At 62.7% G+C, this 16,720-nt stretch carries 16 protein-coding genes and 1 pseudogene; 14 read left to right on the forward strand and 3 right to left on the reverse strand.

Annotated elements, in window-relative coordinates; translation table 11 throughout:
- Positions 1-53: 53 nt before the first annotated feature.
- Positions 54-530 (forward strand): hypothetical protein, encoded by a 477-nt coding sequence (locus tag EGM87_RS04845; protein WP_137709741.1) that lies wholly within the window; start codon positions 54-56, stop codon positions 528-530.
- A gap of 652 nt (positions 531-1,182) precedes the next feature.
- Here EGM87_RS04845 and EGM87_RS04850 read toward each other — a convergent pair.
- The 3 genes from EGM87_RS04850 to EGM87_RS04860 all read right to left on the reverse strand — a co-directional run bounded on the left by EGM87_RS04850 (position 1,183) and on the right by EGM87_RS04860 (position 2,669).
- Entirely contained in the window at positions 1,183-1,593 is a 411-nt protein-coding gene (locus EGM87_RS04850) for a hypothetical protein (protein WP_238320069.1), read from the reverse strand.
- An 89-nt stretch (positions 1,594-1,682) separates the two neighbouring features.
- Entirely contained in the window at positions 1,683-2,045 is a 363-nt protein-coding gene (locus EGM87_RS04855; protein ID WP_253719145.1) for a hypothetical protein, read from the reverse strand.
- 45 nt (positions 2,046-2,090) lie between these two features.
- Positions 2,091-2,669 (reverse strand): helix-turn-helix domain-containing protein, encoded by a 579-nt coding sequence (locus tag EGM87_RS04860; protein ID WP_137709740.1) that lies wholly within the window; start codon positions 2,667-2,669, stop codon positions 2,091-2,093.
- Positions 2,670-3,078: 409 nt separating this feature from the next.
- Between EGM87_RS04860 and EGM87_RS04865 the strand changes: the two genes are divergently transcribed.
- From EGM87_RS04865 to EGM87_RS04925, 13 genes and pseudogenes are all read left to right on the forward strand, one after another.
- A complete protein-coding gene (locus EGM87_RS04865; protein ID WP_369118707.1) occupies positions 3,079-3,396 on the forward strand; it encodes a sigma factor-like helix-turn-helix DNA-binding protein in 318 nt (105 codons plus the stop codon).
- Positions 3,393-4,277: a DUF7146 domain-containing protein gene (locus EGM87_RS04870; protein WP_253719147.1), complete on the forward strand. Its 885-nt coding sequence runs from the start codon at positions 3,393-3,395 to the stop codon at positions 4,275-4,277. Before EGM87_RS04865 ends, EGM87_RS04870 begins: the two co-directional genes overlap by 4 nt.
- A gap of 33 nt (positions 4,278-4,310) precedes the next feature.
- Entirely contained in the window at positions 4,311-6,326 is a 2,016-nt protein-coding gene (locus EGM87_RS04875; RefSeq protein ID WP_044662170.1) for a ParB/RepB/Spo0J family partition protein, read from the forward strand.
- Positions 6,327-7,671: 1,345 nt separating this feature from the next.
- Positions 7,672-8,634 (forward strand): annotated as a pseudogene (locus EGM87_RS04880) (strawberry notch family protein); the annotation flags it as partial.
- A gap of 492 nt (positions 8,635-9,126) precedes the next feature.
- Positions 9,127-10,797 (forward strand): strawberry notch C-terminal domain-containing protein, encoded by a 1,671-nt coding sequence (locus EGM87_RS04885; RefSeq protein ID WP_410483112.1) that lies wholly within the window; start codon positions 9,127-9,129, stop codon positions 10,795-10,797.
- 73 nt (positions 10,798-10,870) lie between these two features.
- Entirely contained in the window at positions 10,871-11,185 is a 315-nt protein-coding gene (locus EGM87_RS04890; protein WP_197565229.1) for a hypothetical protein, read from the forward strand.
- Between the two features lie 64 nt (positions 11,186-11,249).
- The gene (locus tag EGM87_RS04895) at positions 11,250-11,714 is read left to right on the forward strand and encodes a hypothetical protein (RefSeq protein ID WP_044662172.1); all 465 of its coding nucleotides are present in this window, start codon (positions 11,250-11,252) and stop codon (positions 11,712-11,714) included.
- A gap of 123 nt (positions 11,715-11,837) precedes the next feature.
- Positions 11,838-12,554, forward strand: coding sequence for an ATP-binding protein (locus tag EGM87_RS04900; RefSeq protein ID WP_052628230.1), 717 nt, complete (start codon positions 11,838-11,840; stop codon positions 12,552-12,554).
- Positions 12,535-13,497, forward strand: a complete 963-nt coding sequence (locus tag EGM87_RS04905) for a hypothetical protein (RefSeq protein ID WP_052628231.1) — start codon at positions 12,535-12,537, stop codon at positions 13,495-13,497. The genes EGM87_RS04900 and EGM87_RS04905 overlap by 20 nt, the downstream gene beginning before the upstream one ends.
- A gap of 108 nt (positions 13,498-13,605) precedes the next feature.
- Positions 13,606-14,796: a hypothetical protein gene (locus EGM87_RS04910; RefSeq protein WP_044662173.1), complete on the forward strand. Its 1,191-nt coding sequence runs from the start codon at positions 13,606-13,608 to the stop codon at positions 14,794-14,796.
- A gap of 58 nt (positions 14,797-14,854) precedes the next feature.
- Positions 14,855-15,439 (forward strand): hypothetical protein, encoded by a 585-nt coding sequence (locus EGM87_RS04915; protein ID WP_044662174.1) that lies wholly within the window; start codon positions 14,855-14,857, stop codon positions 15,437-15,439.
- A 62-nt stretch (positions 15,440-15,501) separates the two neighbouring features.
- On the forward strand, positions 15,502-15,804 hold the full coding sequence (locus tag EGM87_RS04920) for a hypothetical protein (RefSeq protein ID WP_235600727.1): 303 nt from the start codon (positions 15,502-15,504) through the stop codon (positions 15,802-15,804).
- Positions 15,805-15,825: 21 nt separating this feature from the next.
- Complete coding sequence (locus EGM87_RS04925; protein ID WP_044662175.1) at positions 15,826-16,668, forward strand: hypothetical protein; 843 nt, start codon at positions 15,826-15,828, stop codon at positions 16,666-16,668.
- Positions 16,669-16,720: the final 52 nt, after the last annotated feature.

Consider the following 16,720-nt stretch of genomic DNA (forward strand, 5'->3'; position numbering starts at 1 on the left):
CGCATCACGAACAGGACTGCATGGGCCCGGCCTATTCCATCCAAAGGAGCCCCATGTCCGACATCAATGCGCGTTCTGATCTCAGATCGCGCTTGGCCAGAATCTGGGAAACCCAGACGGAAAAGCCACGACCACTCATTTTTCTCGTATCGCCAGGGAAGGATCATGGTGACGACTTCCGACAAGCTGCCGATGCGCTCGGGGTTCATTATATTCGCCTGCACCTACAGCAAGTCGTGACCCCTGACCAACATGAGCTCTTCACGCAGGACAAACCCCGGCTGGTCGTGATTTCCGGCATCGATCAACTGACCCCCGGCGAGCGCGACGCGATGGTTCGGCTGCTTCAAAATGGCCCCCGGACACTCGCTGTAATCCTTTGTCAGGTTGAGGCTGACACCGCACGCAACATCATGTCCGCATGGCGAAAGCTGCGAGCAATCGAGGAAGCTCAGGCGCTGCGGGCGGCGGACACTGGAAAGGGCACTAACGCTGCAGCGAACAGGGTAGCCTCAGGAGCCGTCGCGTAGATGGGGATAAGCCGGTCCAGCGCCTTTTCGATCGTCTCCAGCCCATTGGAGGTAAGCCTCACCTCGATCCCTCTTTTATCGCGTGGAGCTGCCACCCTTGCTACGACCCCCTGCGCTTCCATCAGGTCGACCTTCCGCAGTGCTGTGGAAAGCGGAACATTGGCAAACATGCAAAGCGACCAGAGATATGACGGGCGTCCTTCTTGTGTCGCCAGGAAAAGTTGCAGCGCCATGTCCCATATCGGATTTGGGCAAAGGCCGTAGCCGAGACATTCCCCCACAACCTTGCGGGATGCGATCAGTTTCCGGCAAATATCCACGCGCATGTGCGGCATTTCGTGCATCGATGGACTCCCTTCATTTGAACGACAGAGGTTTCGTTTCGGCTTGAGTTCTCGTCACGGGGGCAGCGGCGAACCGCTTCAATCGGGCCGCTTCCAGGGTGTTCGGCTACCCGCGCATCCCGAATTCGAAAATGACCTTCCGTTGTCGGGCGCCGTACGTTGGTGCCCAACTGGACCTTGTCAGTCCCGTATCGCGATATTGGACCCGACCGGTAGCGCCCTGGACAAAGCTGGTTCGGGATCGACCGTTCAGTTTGGCCTTCGATCGCGCGCCGCCTTACGGGTTCTTGAGTTCCGGCGCCCCCGGATCAACAATCCGTTCGCCAGGGATCATCCGACCCGTTGCGGCGTAACCGGCCGCGATGGCGCCAGGTGGCGGCGATCAGCATCGTCTGCGCAACCCAGCTCCAGAAACCGGCGGCCTCCATATACGCTTCCGGCACGATGTCCGGGACGATGGCGCGGGTTAGATGAACAACCACTTCGGATCCCAGGATTCCCGCGATCCAGATCGGCCAGAACCTCGTGCTGCGGAACGAGAGCGCGAGGAACACGCCCAGCATCGCCAGGTCGACGCCCAATATGCCAGCCTCGACAAAGCGAAACCGGGCAGCGCTGGGCTGGACAAAGGCAATGCTCGCAAGAACACCGAGAACCAGGGTGGCCGCCGCGATCTGTTCGGGTCGACCACCCCTTGCAAAGGCATAGAGCGAGCTCATGATCAGAAGGCACACGAAGATCATTTGCCTGGTCATCACCTATTGAAGCGGGCAATATTACGGATAGTCAATGATTTACCGCGATTTAATCATGCTGCCCGCAGGTGCCGATCGGTGGCAGGCGGACCGTCCGCCGCGACCTTGAACACATCACCATAGGCTCGTTCGCCAAGCCCGATGTCATCGCTCGCCTGCTTCAGCCTGGCATGGGTTGCCACGATCTCCTCCCGCGTCCTGGCCACAAGAACTACCGCTGCCGCCGAGGATCGAAATGCGTCCTGTCCGATGGAAGCGGCAAGCCTGCATTCAAGCCGCGCCAGAGGAAGTGCGGCATTGAGTTCGGCTATCCTGGCAGCGGCGATGTCCAGGGCTTCTTCGGCCGCGAAGAGGCGCTGCGCAACCGAGTGCGCAATGATATGACGTTGTTTGGGCATAAGGTCTCCTTCGCGCAATCCATCCGGCTGCGCGTCGTGGGAATTGGTGCTGGGGAAATTCGCCTAGCGGCGAGCCATGCTGTCGAGGGCTGAGAGGAACGAGGCGGCTTGGCCAGCCGTGAATAGAGCGCCAGACCCAACCATCGCGACAGCGATCAAGATGTAATAGATGTTCAGGTCATTGCTCTGCCTCCGGTTGGAGCGGAGCGGCACATGTTCAAGCAGAGCGTGGATCGCATTCATCAGGATGTTATCACCCTGGGATGAAGCGATTGTCCGGTCCGGCATCAAGTGCGTATCCGCATCGTCTTCGACCGGGACAGAGGGGGCCATTTGCGGCGACGGCGACAGACCCATTGGTTGGGTACCTAAATTCTGGGGGGGTAGGGCGGACACCGTCGATGCGTCCTCAAAGGCGCGGACAATCCTTGCTGCGTCAAACCGATCCATGTCGCCCAACTGCGCGCGGGCCTTTTCGATGTGCTTGTCGACCGTCCAAGGCGATATTCTCAGCTCCTTGCCGATCTTTTTGGAATTGAGATTGTCGGCCACCAGATTCATGCACTGGCGCTGGCGGTCAGTGAGCAGCATGACTTTGGCGCGATAGGCCTCCAGTTCTGGAGGAATGGGCTGTTCTGGCACGAGAGATGCGACCTTCTGCCATGGCGGCCGCCGGGTGCAAAAGCCGGACGGCCAGTCCGTTGCGATAGGCAACGAGTGTCATCAATGCGTAATGTAAAATCAATCGCCCGGGACCGGTCCGGCCATAGTGGTTGCATTTTGGTCACAGCCCGCCGCTTCGCAGCTATTCGCGCTCGGGGTGCAGTTCGGGCTGCCAGCAAGCCGCTGGCGCGCAGGCTGAAGGGGAGGGGGGAGGGGCATGGTGTCACCAGAGGCAAGAGACCTCGCACCATGGGAACAAGCCGCCATGAATCTCTGGGTTTCCAATCCCTTCCGTATTGCGATTGCGGTCATTCAGGCCAGACGCGAGCAAAGGGCTTTTGCCGTCCTCGAGCGGATGCGGGAGTATCTGCGCTCGACTGACGAGAATATGAGCCCCTCATTCCCTGTTCTCCTGGCCGTTGATAACGGCAGAGCAGGTGTCGGGCAAAGCGGTCGGTGTAGCGCTCTGGCCGAATCGGTTCCTGAGCCACTGGCTTCAGGATCGCGCCCGCCAACATCGTTCCCGCTAGCAGCGCTTTCCAGCATGCCACCACTGACACGCTGCATATTGGTCTTGCGCGTTCGGCATCACATGCCTGCTGAGGAGATTTCTCGTCGCTTTACGATCAGCCGCAGGCAGGTGAGGCAGCATCTGCGAAGCGCGATTGCGCAGATTGCGATCTGCAGCGATCGGATCGGGCGGTGAGTGCCGACCTTGATCATGCAGGTGAGGCCATTGTGCGTCGGCTCGGGGGGCGATGGGTCAATGGCGGCGGCATGTGCCGATGTCCGGCTCATGCGGACAAAACGCCAAGCCTGTCGGTGAGGCGAGGAACCTCGACGCTCCTCTTCAAATGCTTCGCAGGTTGCACTTTCGGCGAGATTCTACAGGCGCTGCGTTCCGAGCGGTTTCAAGTCCCTCGTCAGGCGAGCGGCCTGCCCTATGTCGATCCATCACCCTGTCGACGGGAGCTGGCGTTGAAGCTCTGGCGCGAGGCTCAACCTCTCGCAGGCACACCCGCACAGCGTTATCTTGCGTCCCGCCATATCATGACCTGGTCCCCGGCACTTCGCTATCACCCCGCCACACCGCTTGGAGCCGGAAGAAACGTGCGGTTTCTGCCCGCGATGCTCGCTGCGATCACGCATGACCGCAAGCTACTTGGCATTCAGCGAAACTTCATTCAGCTGACCGGGCAGCCGGCTCCCTTGTCCAAGAACAAGCGGAGCCTGGGCACGTTGGGCCGCGGAGCGGTGGAACTCGCCGCGCCAATGGCCACTCTCGGGCTCGCAGAAGGCGTCGAGAATGCGCTTTCGGCCGCGATGCTGCTGGATATTCCGGTGTGGGCAACCCTCGGCGCAGAGCGATTCGCCCGCATTATCATTCCGCCAACCATCACCCGTCTCGTTCTTCTCGCCGATAACGATCCAGCGGGAGAGCGTGCGGTCGCGCGCGCTCGGGAGGCCTATGCGACCGACAATCGCGACCTGGTGACCCTGTGGCCGCCGCGCTCCTTCAATGACTGGAACCAACTGCTGTTGGCAGGAGGGGAGGTGGAGCGGTGGAGGGCGCGGCTTGCGGCTTGATGGTCAGGGCGCGGCGCGCACCGGAGAATGTCCATGACACAGAAGCCACAGATCATCTTCGTTCCCGCCACCAAGCTGACGGTTGCACCGACCAACGTACGCAAGCGGAGCGATCCCGTTGCCGATGAAGAACTAAAGGCCCTTATCCTCGCCAAAGGCGTCATCCAGAATCTGGTTGGCCTGCCGGTCCCGCGCAAGAAGGGTGAATATCTGATCACGGCCGGCGGCCGTCGCCTCAAGCAGGTCCAGGCGCTCATCGCAGAGGGCAAGTTCGACGCGGAATATACAGTGCCCGTTCTGGTGCTGGCCGACAAGAATGACGCGGTCGAGATCAGCCTTATTGAGAATGTCGGGCGGCTGAATATGACGCCCGCCGAAGAATGCCGCGCTTTCCAGGCCATCATCGAAATCGAGAAGAAAACGCCCGCCGACGTCGCCAAGCGCTTTGGCGTCACCGAGCGATTCGTACTCGGCAGGCTCCGGCTCGCTGGGCTTGCCGATGTCATCTTCGAGGCGCTGGCCGATGGCGAGATCACGCTCGACGTCGCCAAGGCCTATGCCAGCATCAGCGACACGGGTCGGCAGGCCACCGTGTTCGAGGAACTGGGCGATGGCTGGGGTGCGAACAACTGCGGCGAGATTCGCCGCCGCCTCATTTCCGGCTTCTATCGAGGCAGTGATCCCAAGGCCCTGCTGGTCGGGCGGGACGCCTATATCGCGGCAGGTGGCCGTATCGACAGCGATCTCTTCTCGGATGCTGCGAATGAGAACTGGATCGACAGCGAACTCCTCGAACGCCTCGCCGATGAGAGGATGCGGGCAGCGGCCGATGAGATCCAGGCCCGCGAGGGCTTTGGCGAACTGCGGGTCGTCTGCCACCCACGCGTGCCCTATCTGGACGTCATGCGGCTCGACGAGATCGAGGGAGAGCCCGTCCCACTGACCCAGGAAGAGGAAGTTCGCCAGCGCGCCATCGAGCAGGAACTCGAGGCGATCGCCGAGAATGCCGATGAAGACGGCTATTCCGATGAGGAGCAGCAGGTCATCCAGACGCTCGAAGCGGAATATGACGCGCTCAATGAGCGGCCGCCCGTTCTTACGGAGGATCAGAAGGCAACCTCGCTTGCCTATCTGGTGATCGGCCAGGACGGTAAACCGCGCCTTTATGAGCAATATTACGCCATCCCGGAACCCGAACCTGAAGCGGACGAAAGCGAGGGTGATCTTTCGGAAGATGTGGAGCAGGATGAAGAGCCGGTCGAGGAAGCCAGTTCGCGATCGCCGATCAGCCAGCGCCTCGCTGACGAGATGGCGATCATGAAGACCGAACTGCTCCGCGTCCATGTCGCCAGCGATCCACATTTCGCGCTCGACCTCGGCACCTTTTTCATGGTCGATGCCACACTCGGCTACCGCCATGACCTGCCTAGCGATTTGCGCGCGACGGCGCCCTGTTCGCGCGTGCCCGGGTTCGAGAGCGACACGCCAGCAGCGGAACAATGGGAAGAGCTGAAAGCGGGCCTCGATCGAAGTTGGGCAGACTCGCCCGATATCACCGATCGCTACGAAGCTTTCTGTGCCCTGGATGAGGACGCCCGCGCATCCTGGCTCGGTTGGGCGATCGCACGAACCCTCCACGCGGTGCCGGCCGGCGGCGCGGGTAGCGCGATGCTCGATCATCTCGGCCGCAAGCTCGGCATCAAGGTAGAGGACTGGTGGCGTCCGACCGCGCGCCGCTATTTCGACCGGGTAAGCAAGAACACGATCCTCGACCATTTCCAGGAGGTTGGCGGCGTCGAGCTTCGCAGCCGCTATGGCGCGTCGAAGAAGCATGACCTCTCGCTCTCGGCGGAAAAGCTGTTCGGCGGGCAGATCATCGTCGAAGCCGCCGTGAAGGAGAGGGCGCTCGCCTGGGTGCCAGAGGCGATGCGGTTCCACCATGATGGTGAACCGGCACGGGCCATCGACGGCGATGACGATCCTTCGGCCAGCGGCATCACTGACCAGGGCGCAACGGACGAAACCGGCGGGCTCTCCGAAGCCGCCTGACCTCCGACCGGGCCGGGGCTGCCTTCGCGCGGTTCCGGCCCCTTGCCGCACGCCATTTCTCCGTCCTCGAGGAGGAAGATGGGGAAGGGTGTGCGTCGGCGCTGATCGCGGCGCCCTTTGCTGGAGTTTCCCTATGACCCGTTCCCTTCTCGCGGCCCTCGAGGCCGGTTCCAATCCGCTTGACCAGAAGGTCTGGACGCTGGCCGCCGTTGCCAAGGCACTTGTGGATCTGATTTCGTCAGGACAGCCCATCAGCCGCCAGCGTCTCTCCCGTCTCATGGAAGTGCATTTCGGGGCAAGTGACGCCTGCGGTGCGTGGTCGCTCCGCGAGGCCTATGACGCCCTCGAGACCGCGCAGGTTTTGGCTTTGCTAGACGGCGGCATCGAACTGGCGAACCCGCCTTCCAAGGCCTTTTCGATCTTGAACGATTTGCTCGGTCGCCTGCCGACCCAGACCTACAGGTCCGAGCCGCAAATCGACATGCAGCAATTCTCGACGCCCGTCCCGCTGGCCTTTCTGGCGAACCTCGCAGCCGCCATCACGCCAGCCGATATGGTGCTGGAGCCATCGGCTGGCACCGGGCTGCTTGCGGTGTTCGCAAAGATTGCCGGGGCGTCGCTCCTGCTCAACGAACGCGATCCGGTCCGGGCGGGGGTGCTCGCCCAGGCGCTGAACCGCAAGGTCGCCAGCCATGATGCAGAATTCATCGATGACCTGCTCGCGGTGGATGAACAGCCGAGCGTCGTCCTCATCAATCCCCCATTCGCGCGCAGCGAAGGTCGGGGCAGGGATCGCCATGCCGGGGCACGCCATCTCCGATCGGCCCTGGCACGCCTGGCGCCCGGCGGCCGCTGCGTCGCCATCATGTCGCCGGCCTTCGCCCATGACGGCAGCGCGCGTAGTGGATACGAGGCGGTCGCGGCCCTTGTGCGGCCCCGCGTCGAGATCACGGTTCAGGGGCGCCCCTTCGCGAAACATGGCACCAGCATCTCGGTTCGCCTGATCATATACGACAAGGGCTGGACCGGCTCGCCCGACCGGCTGACCGTGAACAGCCTCGACGATCTGCTCCCGCATATCCTCGCGCTTCCGCCCCGGCTGTTTGATGATGGGCCGCCCGAACCGTCCCCTGAGCAGGCGAGGCCGCGGGTCATTGCTCCTGCCGCTCGGCCGACCGTCCGCCCGCTCTTCGCATCGGGCACGCGCCCGCCGATGCCACGGCCGAAGCCCCGACCCGTCGTTGCCGTCGACGGGATGGTCGAACCACTCTCCTACAGCGTCCGGGAAACGCCGCTGCCCGCTGGCGAGCAGATCGGCATCTACGTGCCCTGGCGTCTGTCGCGGATGGACATCCCGCAGGCAAAGCCGCATCCCGATCAGCTTGTTGAATCCATTGCGATGTCGTCGATCATCCCGCCGCGTCCGACCTATGTCCCGATGCTGCCGCGCTGCGCGGTAACGGCCCTCTCGGACGCTCAGCTCGAAACGATCATCTATGCGGGCCAAGCGTTCGAACGCGACCTTCCGGGCCTTCATGCCCCAAATGGCTCGGGTACGTTGCTGACGCCCGATGCCCATGGCGTCGCGTATCGCATGGGCTATTTCATCGGCGATGGCACCGGCGTCGGCAAAGGGCAACAGGTTGCCGGCTGCATTCTCGACCAATGGTCGCGCGGGCGGCGCAAGGCGGTCTGGATCTCGAAGAGCGCCGCCCTGATCGAGGATGCCCGGCGCGACTGGGCTGCGCTGGGCGGCCTACCCATCGATATCCAGCCGCTTGATGCCTTTGCCTTCGGTGCCCCGATCGCCATGGAAAGCGGCATCATCTTCCTCACCTATGCGACGCTGCGCTCGCAGCGGTATGATGAGGCGTCACGCCTGCACCAGTTGCTCGCCTGGCTGGAGGCAGATTTCGAAGGGGTCATCTGCTTCGATGAAGCCCATGAGATGGCCAATGCCGCGGGCACGGAAACCCAGTTCGGCACCCAGAAAGGCTCGGAGCAGGGGCTTGCCGGGGTCCGACTCCAGAATCTTCGCCCGCGCGCCCGCATCCTCTATGTCTCGGCGACTGGCGCGACTGACCCGGCCAATCTCTGCTACGCTATTCGCCTCGGCCTATGGGGACCGGGCACCTCGTTTGACGATCGCGCCGCCTTCATGGGCGGCATCGAGAAGGGCGGGATCGCCGCGATGGAGATCGTCGCGCGCGATTTGAAGGCTCTGGGCCTTTACACGGCGCGCGCGCTCACCTTCAGCGGCGTCGAATATGATCCGCTCGAACATCCCCTGACCCCCGGGCAGATCGAGGTCTACAACGCTTACGCGGACGGTTGGCAGGTGATCCACGCCCATCTCGACGAGGTATTGGCCCTCACCAACATCGTCGATCGTATGGAGAACAAGGCGCTGAACGCCCGGGCCAAGGGCGCCGCCCTGTCTCGGTTCGAGAGCGCAAAACAGCGTTTCTTCGCGCAGCTCCTGATCGCCATGAAGGTGCCGAGCCTGATAGCGGCGATTACCCAGGAGGTGGAAGCCGGGCACCATGCGATCGTGCAACTGGTGACAACGGCCGAGGCGATGCTCGACCGGCGTCTCGCGAGCCTGTCGGCGGACGAGCGGGCGCATCTCGATATTGAGCTATCTCCATCGGCGGCGATGGTTGACTACCTCAAGACCGCGTTCCCCGTTCGCATGATGAAGATCGTCAAGGGGAGCGACGATGTCGAACGCTCCGAACTGATGATCGACGAGCATGGCAATCCCGTCTTTTGTCAGCAGGCCCTGGCGCTTCGCGACGAGATGATCGAGCAGCTTTGCTCGCTCCCGCCCATCGGCCTGGCGCTGGACGAACTCATCCGTCATTTCGGGACGGACAGGATAGCCGAGGTGACCGGGCGCTCCCGGCGGCTGGTCCATGATGCGACCGGGCGGCAGCGCGTCGAGCGCCGGGGCGGCCGGAGCAATCTGGTCGAGGCCGAATCGTTCATGTCGGGCGCCAAGCCGATCCTTGTCTTCTCAGACGCCGGCGGCACGGGTCGTAGCTACCATGCTGACCGCAACTCCAAATCGGCGGACCGCCGCCGCATTCATTTCCTGCTCGAACCGGGCTGGCGGGCATCCAACGCCATCCAGGGTCTGGGCCGGTCAAACCGCACGAACCAGATGAGCGCCCCCGTCTTCCGGCCGGTCACCACCGATTGTCGAGGGGAGCGGCGGTTCATCAGCACGATCGCACGCCGCCTCGACAGCCTCGGCGCGCTGACCCGTGGGCAGCGGCAGACCGGCGGACAAAATCTGTTCGATCCCTCCGACAATCTCGAGAGCGATTACGCGCGCGATGCGCTCAACCAATGGTATCATCTGCTCTACCGGGGCAAGCTCACCAGCACCTCCTTCAAGGGTTTCGTCGACATGACGGGCCTCAAGCTGATCGACAAGGACAGCGGCGGACTGGTCGATGATCTTCCCCCGATCCAGCGCTGGCTGAACAGGCTGCTCGCGCTGCGCATCGAAACGCAGAACGCGATCTTCGAGGAATATATGGCGCTCATCCAGGCGCGGATCGATGCCGCGCGGGACGCCGGTACGCTCGATGTGGGCGTGGAGACGATCCAGACCGAGCGGACCGTCCTCCTCGATGAGCAACTGCTGTGCCGCGATCCGGTGACCGGGGCGGAGACGCGGCTTAGCCGTCTGGAGCTTCATTATCGGCGGCGCGCCACCGGCTTTGCCCAGCTCATGCGTGAGCATGGCAATGCGCCTGTCTCCTGGCTCCGCAACGGACGCTCGGGCCGCGTCGCGCTGCAGCGGCCGAGCTGGAGTATCATGGATGGGGAGGGCAATGCGATTCCCATGTGGGAGCTGATCCGACCAACAAGTCGTGAACGCATCCGGGATGTTGCCCTCAAGGAAAGCCATTGGGCGCCAATCGACGGTCAGGAATTTGAAGCGCTCTGGAATGCCGAGGTCGAAGAGGCGCGCGCCAGGATCGACATCGAAACCATCAATATGGCGACCGGGCTGCTGCTCCCCGTCTGGAACCGGCTGCCCGACGATGATCTGCGGGTCTGGCGAGTCTCGGACGCCCAGGGCAACTCGATCCTCGGCCGCATCATCTCGCCGAGCGGTGTCGAGAAGGTCACCAAGTCCTTCGGCGTCGACATGGCGATCACCCTTTCGCCTGCCGAGATGATCGCCGGCGCGCGCAATAGCGAGGGAGTCTCTGTGCCCGGAATGGATGCGACTCGCCTGATCTGGGTGCATGTTAACGGCAGCCGCCGCCTGGAACTGCGCGATTTTCCGCCAGCCCGGCGAGACTGGCTGAAATCGATCGGCTGCTTCACCGAGGTCATCCAGTACAAGACGCGGATGTTCATCCCCGCGGATCGGGCATCGACCATCGTCGACCAGCTCGTGCGAACGGGCACCGAATGGAATGTGCTGATCGCGTCGGGGTCGAGGGCTGCCTGACCCAAGCGGGAGGGAGGGGGAGAGGGAAGGTGCCGGTGAAAAGGATCATCGGCGCCTTTTTGAAAGATGCCTCATGACCGACCCCCTGAACGATGAAACGACCATCGCCCAGTTCAACCGCGACCTCGCCGAACGGGGATGCACGGCGCATGTCGCCCTCTTTGCTCTTGAAGACGCCAAGGTCGCGAGCGAGGGGGGATGCCCGCAAATCCTGGCCCTGATCGCCGACGAGGGGCGTTTCATCACCGAGCTGCCTCTCGCGGTTTCGTCCGAGATGGTGGCCCTGGCCTATTGCCTCTACGGCCGGGGTGTGACCTCCGGCGTCCAAGCTGGCGCAGACGCTGCCTGGGCGAAGCTACGGTTCCTGATCGGGGCAGCCGCCGCCTGATGATCGTGCAGTGATCTCGCGTCAGTCGGGGCCTCTTCCATTCCTTTGCAACAGGAGCTTTGCCATGGCTGACCGAGCCAGCGTCACGATATCGATCGGTGGCGTCCTTCCATCCTTTCTCATCGGCGAATTGTTCGCCGCGATCAGGCACGACGGAGCGGGCCGCGACTGGGACAGCGGCCCGTTTCTCGATGAGGACATCGTCGGGGGCGAGGTGCTCTTCCTTTGCGGGCATGAAATCGCCTGGGGCATGTTCGATGCGCTCGAAACATTCTGCCGGGTTCATGGTCTGCCATTCGCCCGCTGGTCTGGCAGCTGCCGAAGCAGTTTTGGACCGGAGCGGGTCGTTTACGACGGCACGAGCGAACCGAGACATTTCCTCGCGACGGACGATAACGAGATCCTCTTCTCAATGGAGGAGATTCAGCGGCTGGGATCGCTCGACGCGATCGAAGCGCATTATGTCTTTGCCAACCGAATCGTGCCGCCGCTGACCATCGATCCCACGCCTCCCGCCGAGAAGGGGTGATGGAATGGATATCACGGCCGCCCGCCGGACCGCTCCTGCCGGGACCGTGATCGGGTGACAGGAAGAGGAGGGGGAAGGGGATGAGCGCAGCCATGGATCGCTGTGCTCTTTGGGAGACCCATCATGACCCTTTCAACCACCGTTTCCACTTCCGTTTCGCAGGGTGCGATCACCAGGATCACCAGGCTATTCAATGGGACGCTACTCGATGTTCTGAACGAGCTGTTCCAGAACGGACGACGCGGAGCGGCCACGCAGATTTCCATCAGCACCATGACGGAGGGCGGCCGGACGCTCCTGTGCGTTGCCGATGACGGCACCGGAATCGATGATCCGGCCCATTTGATCACGCTGGGCCAGTCCGGCTGGGACGACGATGTCGCCCGCCGGGAAGACCCCGCCGGCATGGGCATGTTCAGCCTGGCGGGCCGATATGTCGAGATCCGATCCTGGTCGCCGCGCCATGCCACCGGCTGGACGATGGTGATCGGCCCCGATGACTGGGAAGCCAGCGCGCCGATTGCCGTGGGCACCAGTGCCATCGCTTCGGGGACCGAGATACGCGTCGAGCTATGCCCCGCCTGGGAAAAGGCCTTGTCCTATTCGGTCGCCGCTGCCGCCCGCCATTACCGGCCAGGCCATCGATCGGACGGACTGGCTGGCGGAGGCCGAGCATATCGAAACTGCCCTTGGGTGCCGCATCGGCGTGTTCCGCGGAAGGACAGCTTCCGACCAAGTCCCTCGGATCAACTTCCATGGGGTCACTGTCCCCTGCCGGCTGCCCAGCCTGATCGAATGTCAGCGCGAGGACCAATGGTCGGTGGGGATCGACATCATTGATGCCCCGCAGCTCCAGCTGGTGCTCCCGGCCCGCAAGGAAATCATCGAGAATGCAGGGCTGGAGGCATTGCGCTCCGCCGCCATGACGGCGATCTTCAAGGCCATCTCGAAACGCGACGGCCATTGCCTTTCGCATAAGGACTGGTTGCAGGCGAAGGAGCGCGGCGTCCTATTGCCCGAAGCCCGGCCTCGGCTTCGGCAATGGTCTCCGATGACCGGCGAATGTACGCGGTCCGGGACCGCCCGACTGATTGACGCGAAGGGCGCGCTCGTCACGCCCTGCCATAGTCCCAACTTTGCCCAGTGTCTGTCGCGCGCGCTTGAAGCCAACCCCGAATTTTCCACGCCGCTCGTTGAACCGGAACCGGGGTTCGCAGGCTATGCCTGGTATGACGCCCTGCCAAAAATCGAAGATTGCGAATTCCTGATCGTTCAGGATGGCAAGGAGCATCTGTTCGACGAGACCGATGATCGGCCTGATCTCAAATCTGGACGCGCGGATAGCATTACGGCGCTGTTGCATATCACGACCGCTGATGACGCGAAAAAGACCGTCCGCTTGGCCGCCGATCTGTTCATCTCCTATGACAGCTGCCTCGACTTCGAGATCGAGGACGCCGCGATTTTTCTGATGCGGGCTTGCACGATCGATGTCGATGTCCTGACCGACCTGCTGGAAGCCATCTGCTTCGAGGCCCATCGGGATGGCGACGCCGACAGCTGGGACACCCAACACGATCAATTTCTGCTCGACGCGCGGCAACTGGCCATCGAGCAGCTCCTCGACGCGGATGAAGCGCTGATCACCCGCTGCGGCACGGTTGTCTCCAAACATCTGCGGTGGCTGGTGCCGCAGGGCAGGATGATCACCATATATCTGGGCGCTGACCCGACCAGGATCGAAATCAGCGACATTCCCGCCGTGGAAACGAACGAACGCTGATCCGCGCTTCGTACGGCGGTCAGGAGGGAAGGGGGAAGGGAGGAGTGGCGATAGGCGAGGGCAGAAGCTCGGCGCGTGTTGCCCATCCCCCCAGCCCTGGAGGTTCCCATGACTGCCATCACCGCAACCGATCGTGCGGGTGTGCGCCCGTATCGGGTGGATATCTCGCGCGGAACGAATGTCTCCCGCGTCTCATCCGAATGGTTCAGCCGCCCGCAGGACGAGCGCTATCTCTCGCTCGGCGATCTGTACCACAGCGTTCGGACCCGAGCCGACCGCGCCACCACCCGCATCGTGGAAAGCCGCAATGTCCGGGTCGAAGCGCGCAGCGATGAACCCGAGCGCCTGTCGCTGATGATGCCGGGCGATGACGCGCCCATCGCGCCAACCAACTGGTCCTTTGGCCAACTTTGCAGCCTCGTCGGCGCGCCGGCAGCCTATCTCCGCCAACTCCCGGCCGCGCTCGCCGGCATCAATTTGCAGCATGGCCTGATCTCGCATTCGGGCGAACATGTGAAGCTGCTCCAGACCAGCGATGGCCGCAGCGAACTGCGCGCGGTAACCGGCCCCGACTATGGTCGGATCTGGGATCACGAACTCGTCGCGGCGGTGATGAAGATCGCGGGCAACGGCACGGGCGACACGCGCTGGAAGGTACCCGGCGTCCTCGATTGGAGCGCGATGACCTATAACCCCATGGTCGACATCACCCATGACACGACGACCCTCTACGCATCGGATCGTGACGTCTTCCTCTTTCTCGTCGACGATCTCCACCCCATCGAAGCGGGTCGATTGCCCAATGGAGAGTCCGATCTCTACTTTCGCGGATTTTACACCTGGAACTCGGAAGTTGGCTCCAAGTCATTGGGAATAGCGACTTTCTATCTTCGCGCCGTGTGTCAGAATCGAAACCTCTGGGGCGTGGAAAATTTCCAGGAAATCAACATCCGCCACTCCAAATTCGCGGCCAATCGCTTCGCGCATGAAGCAGCCCCGGCGCTCGAACATTTCGCCCAGAGTTCGCCCCGCTCCTTCATCGACGGCATCGCGGCCGCTCGCACGAAGATCGTCGCCCGCAAGGATGAGGACCGTGAGACCTTCCTGCGCAAGGAGGGTTTCTCGAAGGCCGAAACCGGGAAGATCATCGCGACCGTCCTTGCCGAAGAGGGGCATCCTCCGGCTTCCGTCTATGATTTTGTGCAGGGCATCACGGCGGTCGCCCGCAGCCGTCCGCATCAGGATGGCCGCCTCGACCTCGAATCCAAGGCGCGCAAGCTGATGGAACGCGCCTGCTGACCTCGTCTGGCCGGACGTCCGTGCCGGACCCTTTCACATTTTTTTCCGGAGAATGATCATGGCGACCACGCCCGTTTCCGCGCGCCTTTTTGCGGTGCGCATCCAATATTTCAGCGCCGGTGAATGCTATGCCACCGAGACCATCGACGTCGAAGTGCCCGACGGCGCCGATGTCTCGGCTGTGGTCCATGCCGCCGCGCAGGCCAGCACCTATCATGATGTGCGGATTCCCGAGCTCAGCTTCACCGTCGAATATATCGCGCCCGACCCGGACGATCCCGACCCGGCGCCGCGCGCGGGCCGGCTGAAGCCGGTCTGCGCCCACTGCGGATCGGATTCGATCGTTCGGGACGCCGCGGTCCGCTGGGAAATCGAAAGCCAGCAATGGGAGGTGACGAGCATCTTTGATTGCACCACCTGCGATCTCTGTGGCGCCGAGAGCGACGACCTCGCGACCTGGGTTCCAGCCGAACAGGTCACGCCGCCCGAGCAGTTCGAAATCGACCTCGCCGCCAAACTCGATACGCCCGAATTGCGAAGCGATGGGACCTTCCAGCAATTTTGCTTCGGGCTGTTCCTGACCCATTCGGTCGAGGATGCAGCCGTCGCATGGCTGTCCTCCGACCACAGCGCTCCGCGATAATGTCGCCGGTCGACTGGCCATCTTGGACAATGCCCGTTCCCACTTTCATGAGGAGCGATCCCATGACCATCACCATTCCCGACGATCCGCTCGTCGAACGCTTCAATGCGCGGCTCGTGCAGCTCAATTCCTCCGCTCGCGTGGCCCTCACGCGCATCGCTGGACACACCGGCATGCTGGAGCTTCGGGATGACGCGGAGAATTTTCTCGAATTCATCCCGGCCGAGGCGTCGCCTGAAATGGCCGCCATCGCCTTCCGCCTCTATGCCCGCGGCCTCAACCGGGGCGTCCGGGCAGGCGAGGAGGCCGCATGGGCGAAGCTGCGCTATTTGATCGGCGCTGCGGCCGCTCCTTCCCATTTCTGACCCTCAAGAAAGGCAGATGCCATGGCTGAGACCTATTTTTCCGCCTGCTTCACCTTCTGCTGCACCAACGCCGAAATGGCGTTGCTGGAGGAGGCTTTCAACGCGGCCGAAGATCTGAACTGTGAACTGGAGCCGCCCGCGCCGAGCAAGGAATTTCTCGAAGCCTTCCCGTCGACGCAGAGCAGTGACCCATGGAGCGGCCTCCTCGGCATATTCGACGATCCGAAATTTCCGATCCTGGGGGCTGAGCTCACCGGAGGAAATAGTTTCGAGGAGCCGACCGTCTCGACCCCCATGATATCGGGAACGGTCGATTTCCAGCCCTGGCCCATCGCCGAGCTTGTCCGGCGATGCTGCCCGGTCTCGCTCGCGAAGGCGCCGATCTGCTTTGAATGGGCGGTCACCTGCTCGCAGGCGCGGCCGGGTGAATTCGGCGGCGGCCGCTGCGTCATCTTTGTCGACAGGATCGATATCCAGTCCACCGGCGAGGCCTTAAAGGTGGCGCTGGAGCGCCCGATCGGCAGGACAGGTTTGCCGGCAGCTCTGCCTGCGGCCGATCCAGCGGATCGGCCGCTGGTCGGCCGGAGCCTGCTTATCAATGCGCCGGAATATTTCCGCGACCCGGCGTTCAAGGACTGGCTCGGCAACTCCCAGCCCAAATTCACATGGTATCGCGGCGGCGAGCCGGATGAATGGTCGGATGTGATCGTCATGGTCGATCCGAGCCTCAGCGGGGAAGGGAGCGACTCGGACATGCCCGCGCCCATCTGGGAACGGATCGTCGATGCTTGCCGGTCGTACCTCGGTCCCGGCCAGGGACCCTCGCCGCATTATATGGTGCGCCTGACCAATCTCGGAGAGTGAGGTAACCACAAACCCACATTTGTGCTAATCTGGGTTTGTGGTGAAAATTGCG

This window comes from Sphingobium sp. RSMS, from assembly GCF_005406185.4.
Lineage (GTDB): Bacteria > Pseudomonadota > Alphaproteobacteria > Sphingomonadales > Sphingomonadaceae > Sphingobium > Sphingobium fuliginis.

Coding starts and splice junctions, on each gene's coding strand:
- EGM87_RS04915 (WP_044662174.1), top strand. CDS start 14,855: ATGGCGACCACGCCCGTTTCCGCGCGCCTTTTTGCGGTGCGCATCCAA.
- EGM87_RS04910 (WP_044662173.1), top strand. CDS start 13,606: ATGACTGCCATCACCGCAACCGATCGTGCGGGTGTGCGCCCGTATCGG.
- EGM87_RS04885 (WP_410483112.1), top strand. CDS start 9,127: ATGATCGAGCAGCTTTGCTCGCTCCCGCCCATCGGCCTGGCGCTGGAC.
- EGM87_RS04865 (WP_369118707.1), top strand. CDS start 3,079: ATGAGCCCCTCATTCCCTGTTCTCCTGGCCGTTGATAACGGCAGAGCA.
- EGM87_RS04850 (WP_238320069.1), bottom strand. CDS start 1,593: ATGAGCTCGCTCTATGCCTTTGCAAGGGGTGGTCGACCCGAACAGATC.
- EGM87_RS04875 (WP_044662170.1), top strand. CDS start 4,311: ATGACACAGAAGCCACAGATCATCTTCGTTCCCGCCACCAAGCTGACG.
- EGM87_RS04890 (WP_197565229.1), top strand. CDS start 10,871: ATGACCGACCCCCTGAACGATGAAACGACCATCGCCCAGTTCAACCGC.
- EGM87_RS04900 (WP_052628230.1), top strand. CDS start 11,838: ATGACCCTTTCAACCACCGTTTCCACTTCCGTTTCGCAGGGTGCGATC.
- EGM87_RS04920 (WP_235600727.1), top strand. CDS start 15,502: ATGACCATCACCATTCCCGACGATCCGCTCGTCGAACGCTTCAATGCG.
- EGM87_RS04925 (WP_044662175.1), top strand. CDS start 15,826: ATGGCTGAGACCTATTTTTCCGCCTGCTTCACCTTCTGCTGCACCAAC.
- EGM87_RS04845 (WP_137709741.1), top strand. CDS start 54: ATGTCCGACATCAATGCGCGTTCTGATCTCAGATCGCGCTTGGCCAGA.
- EGM87_RS04895 (WP_044662172.1), top strand. CDS start 11,250: ATGGCTGACCGAGCCAGCGTCACGATATCGATCGGTGGCGTCCTTCCA.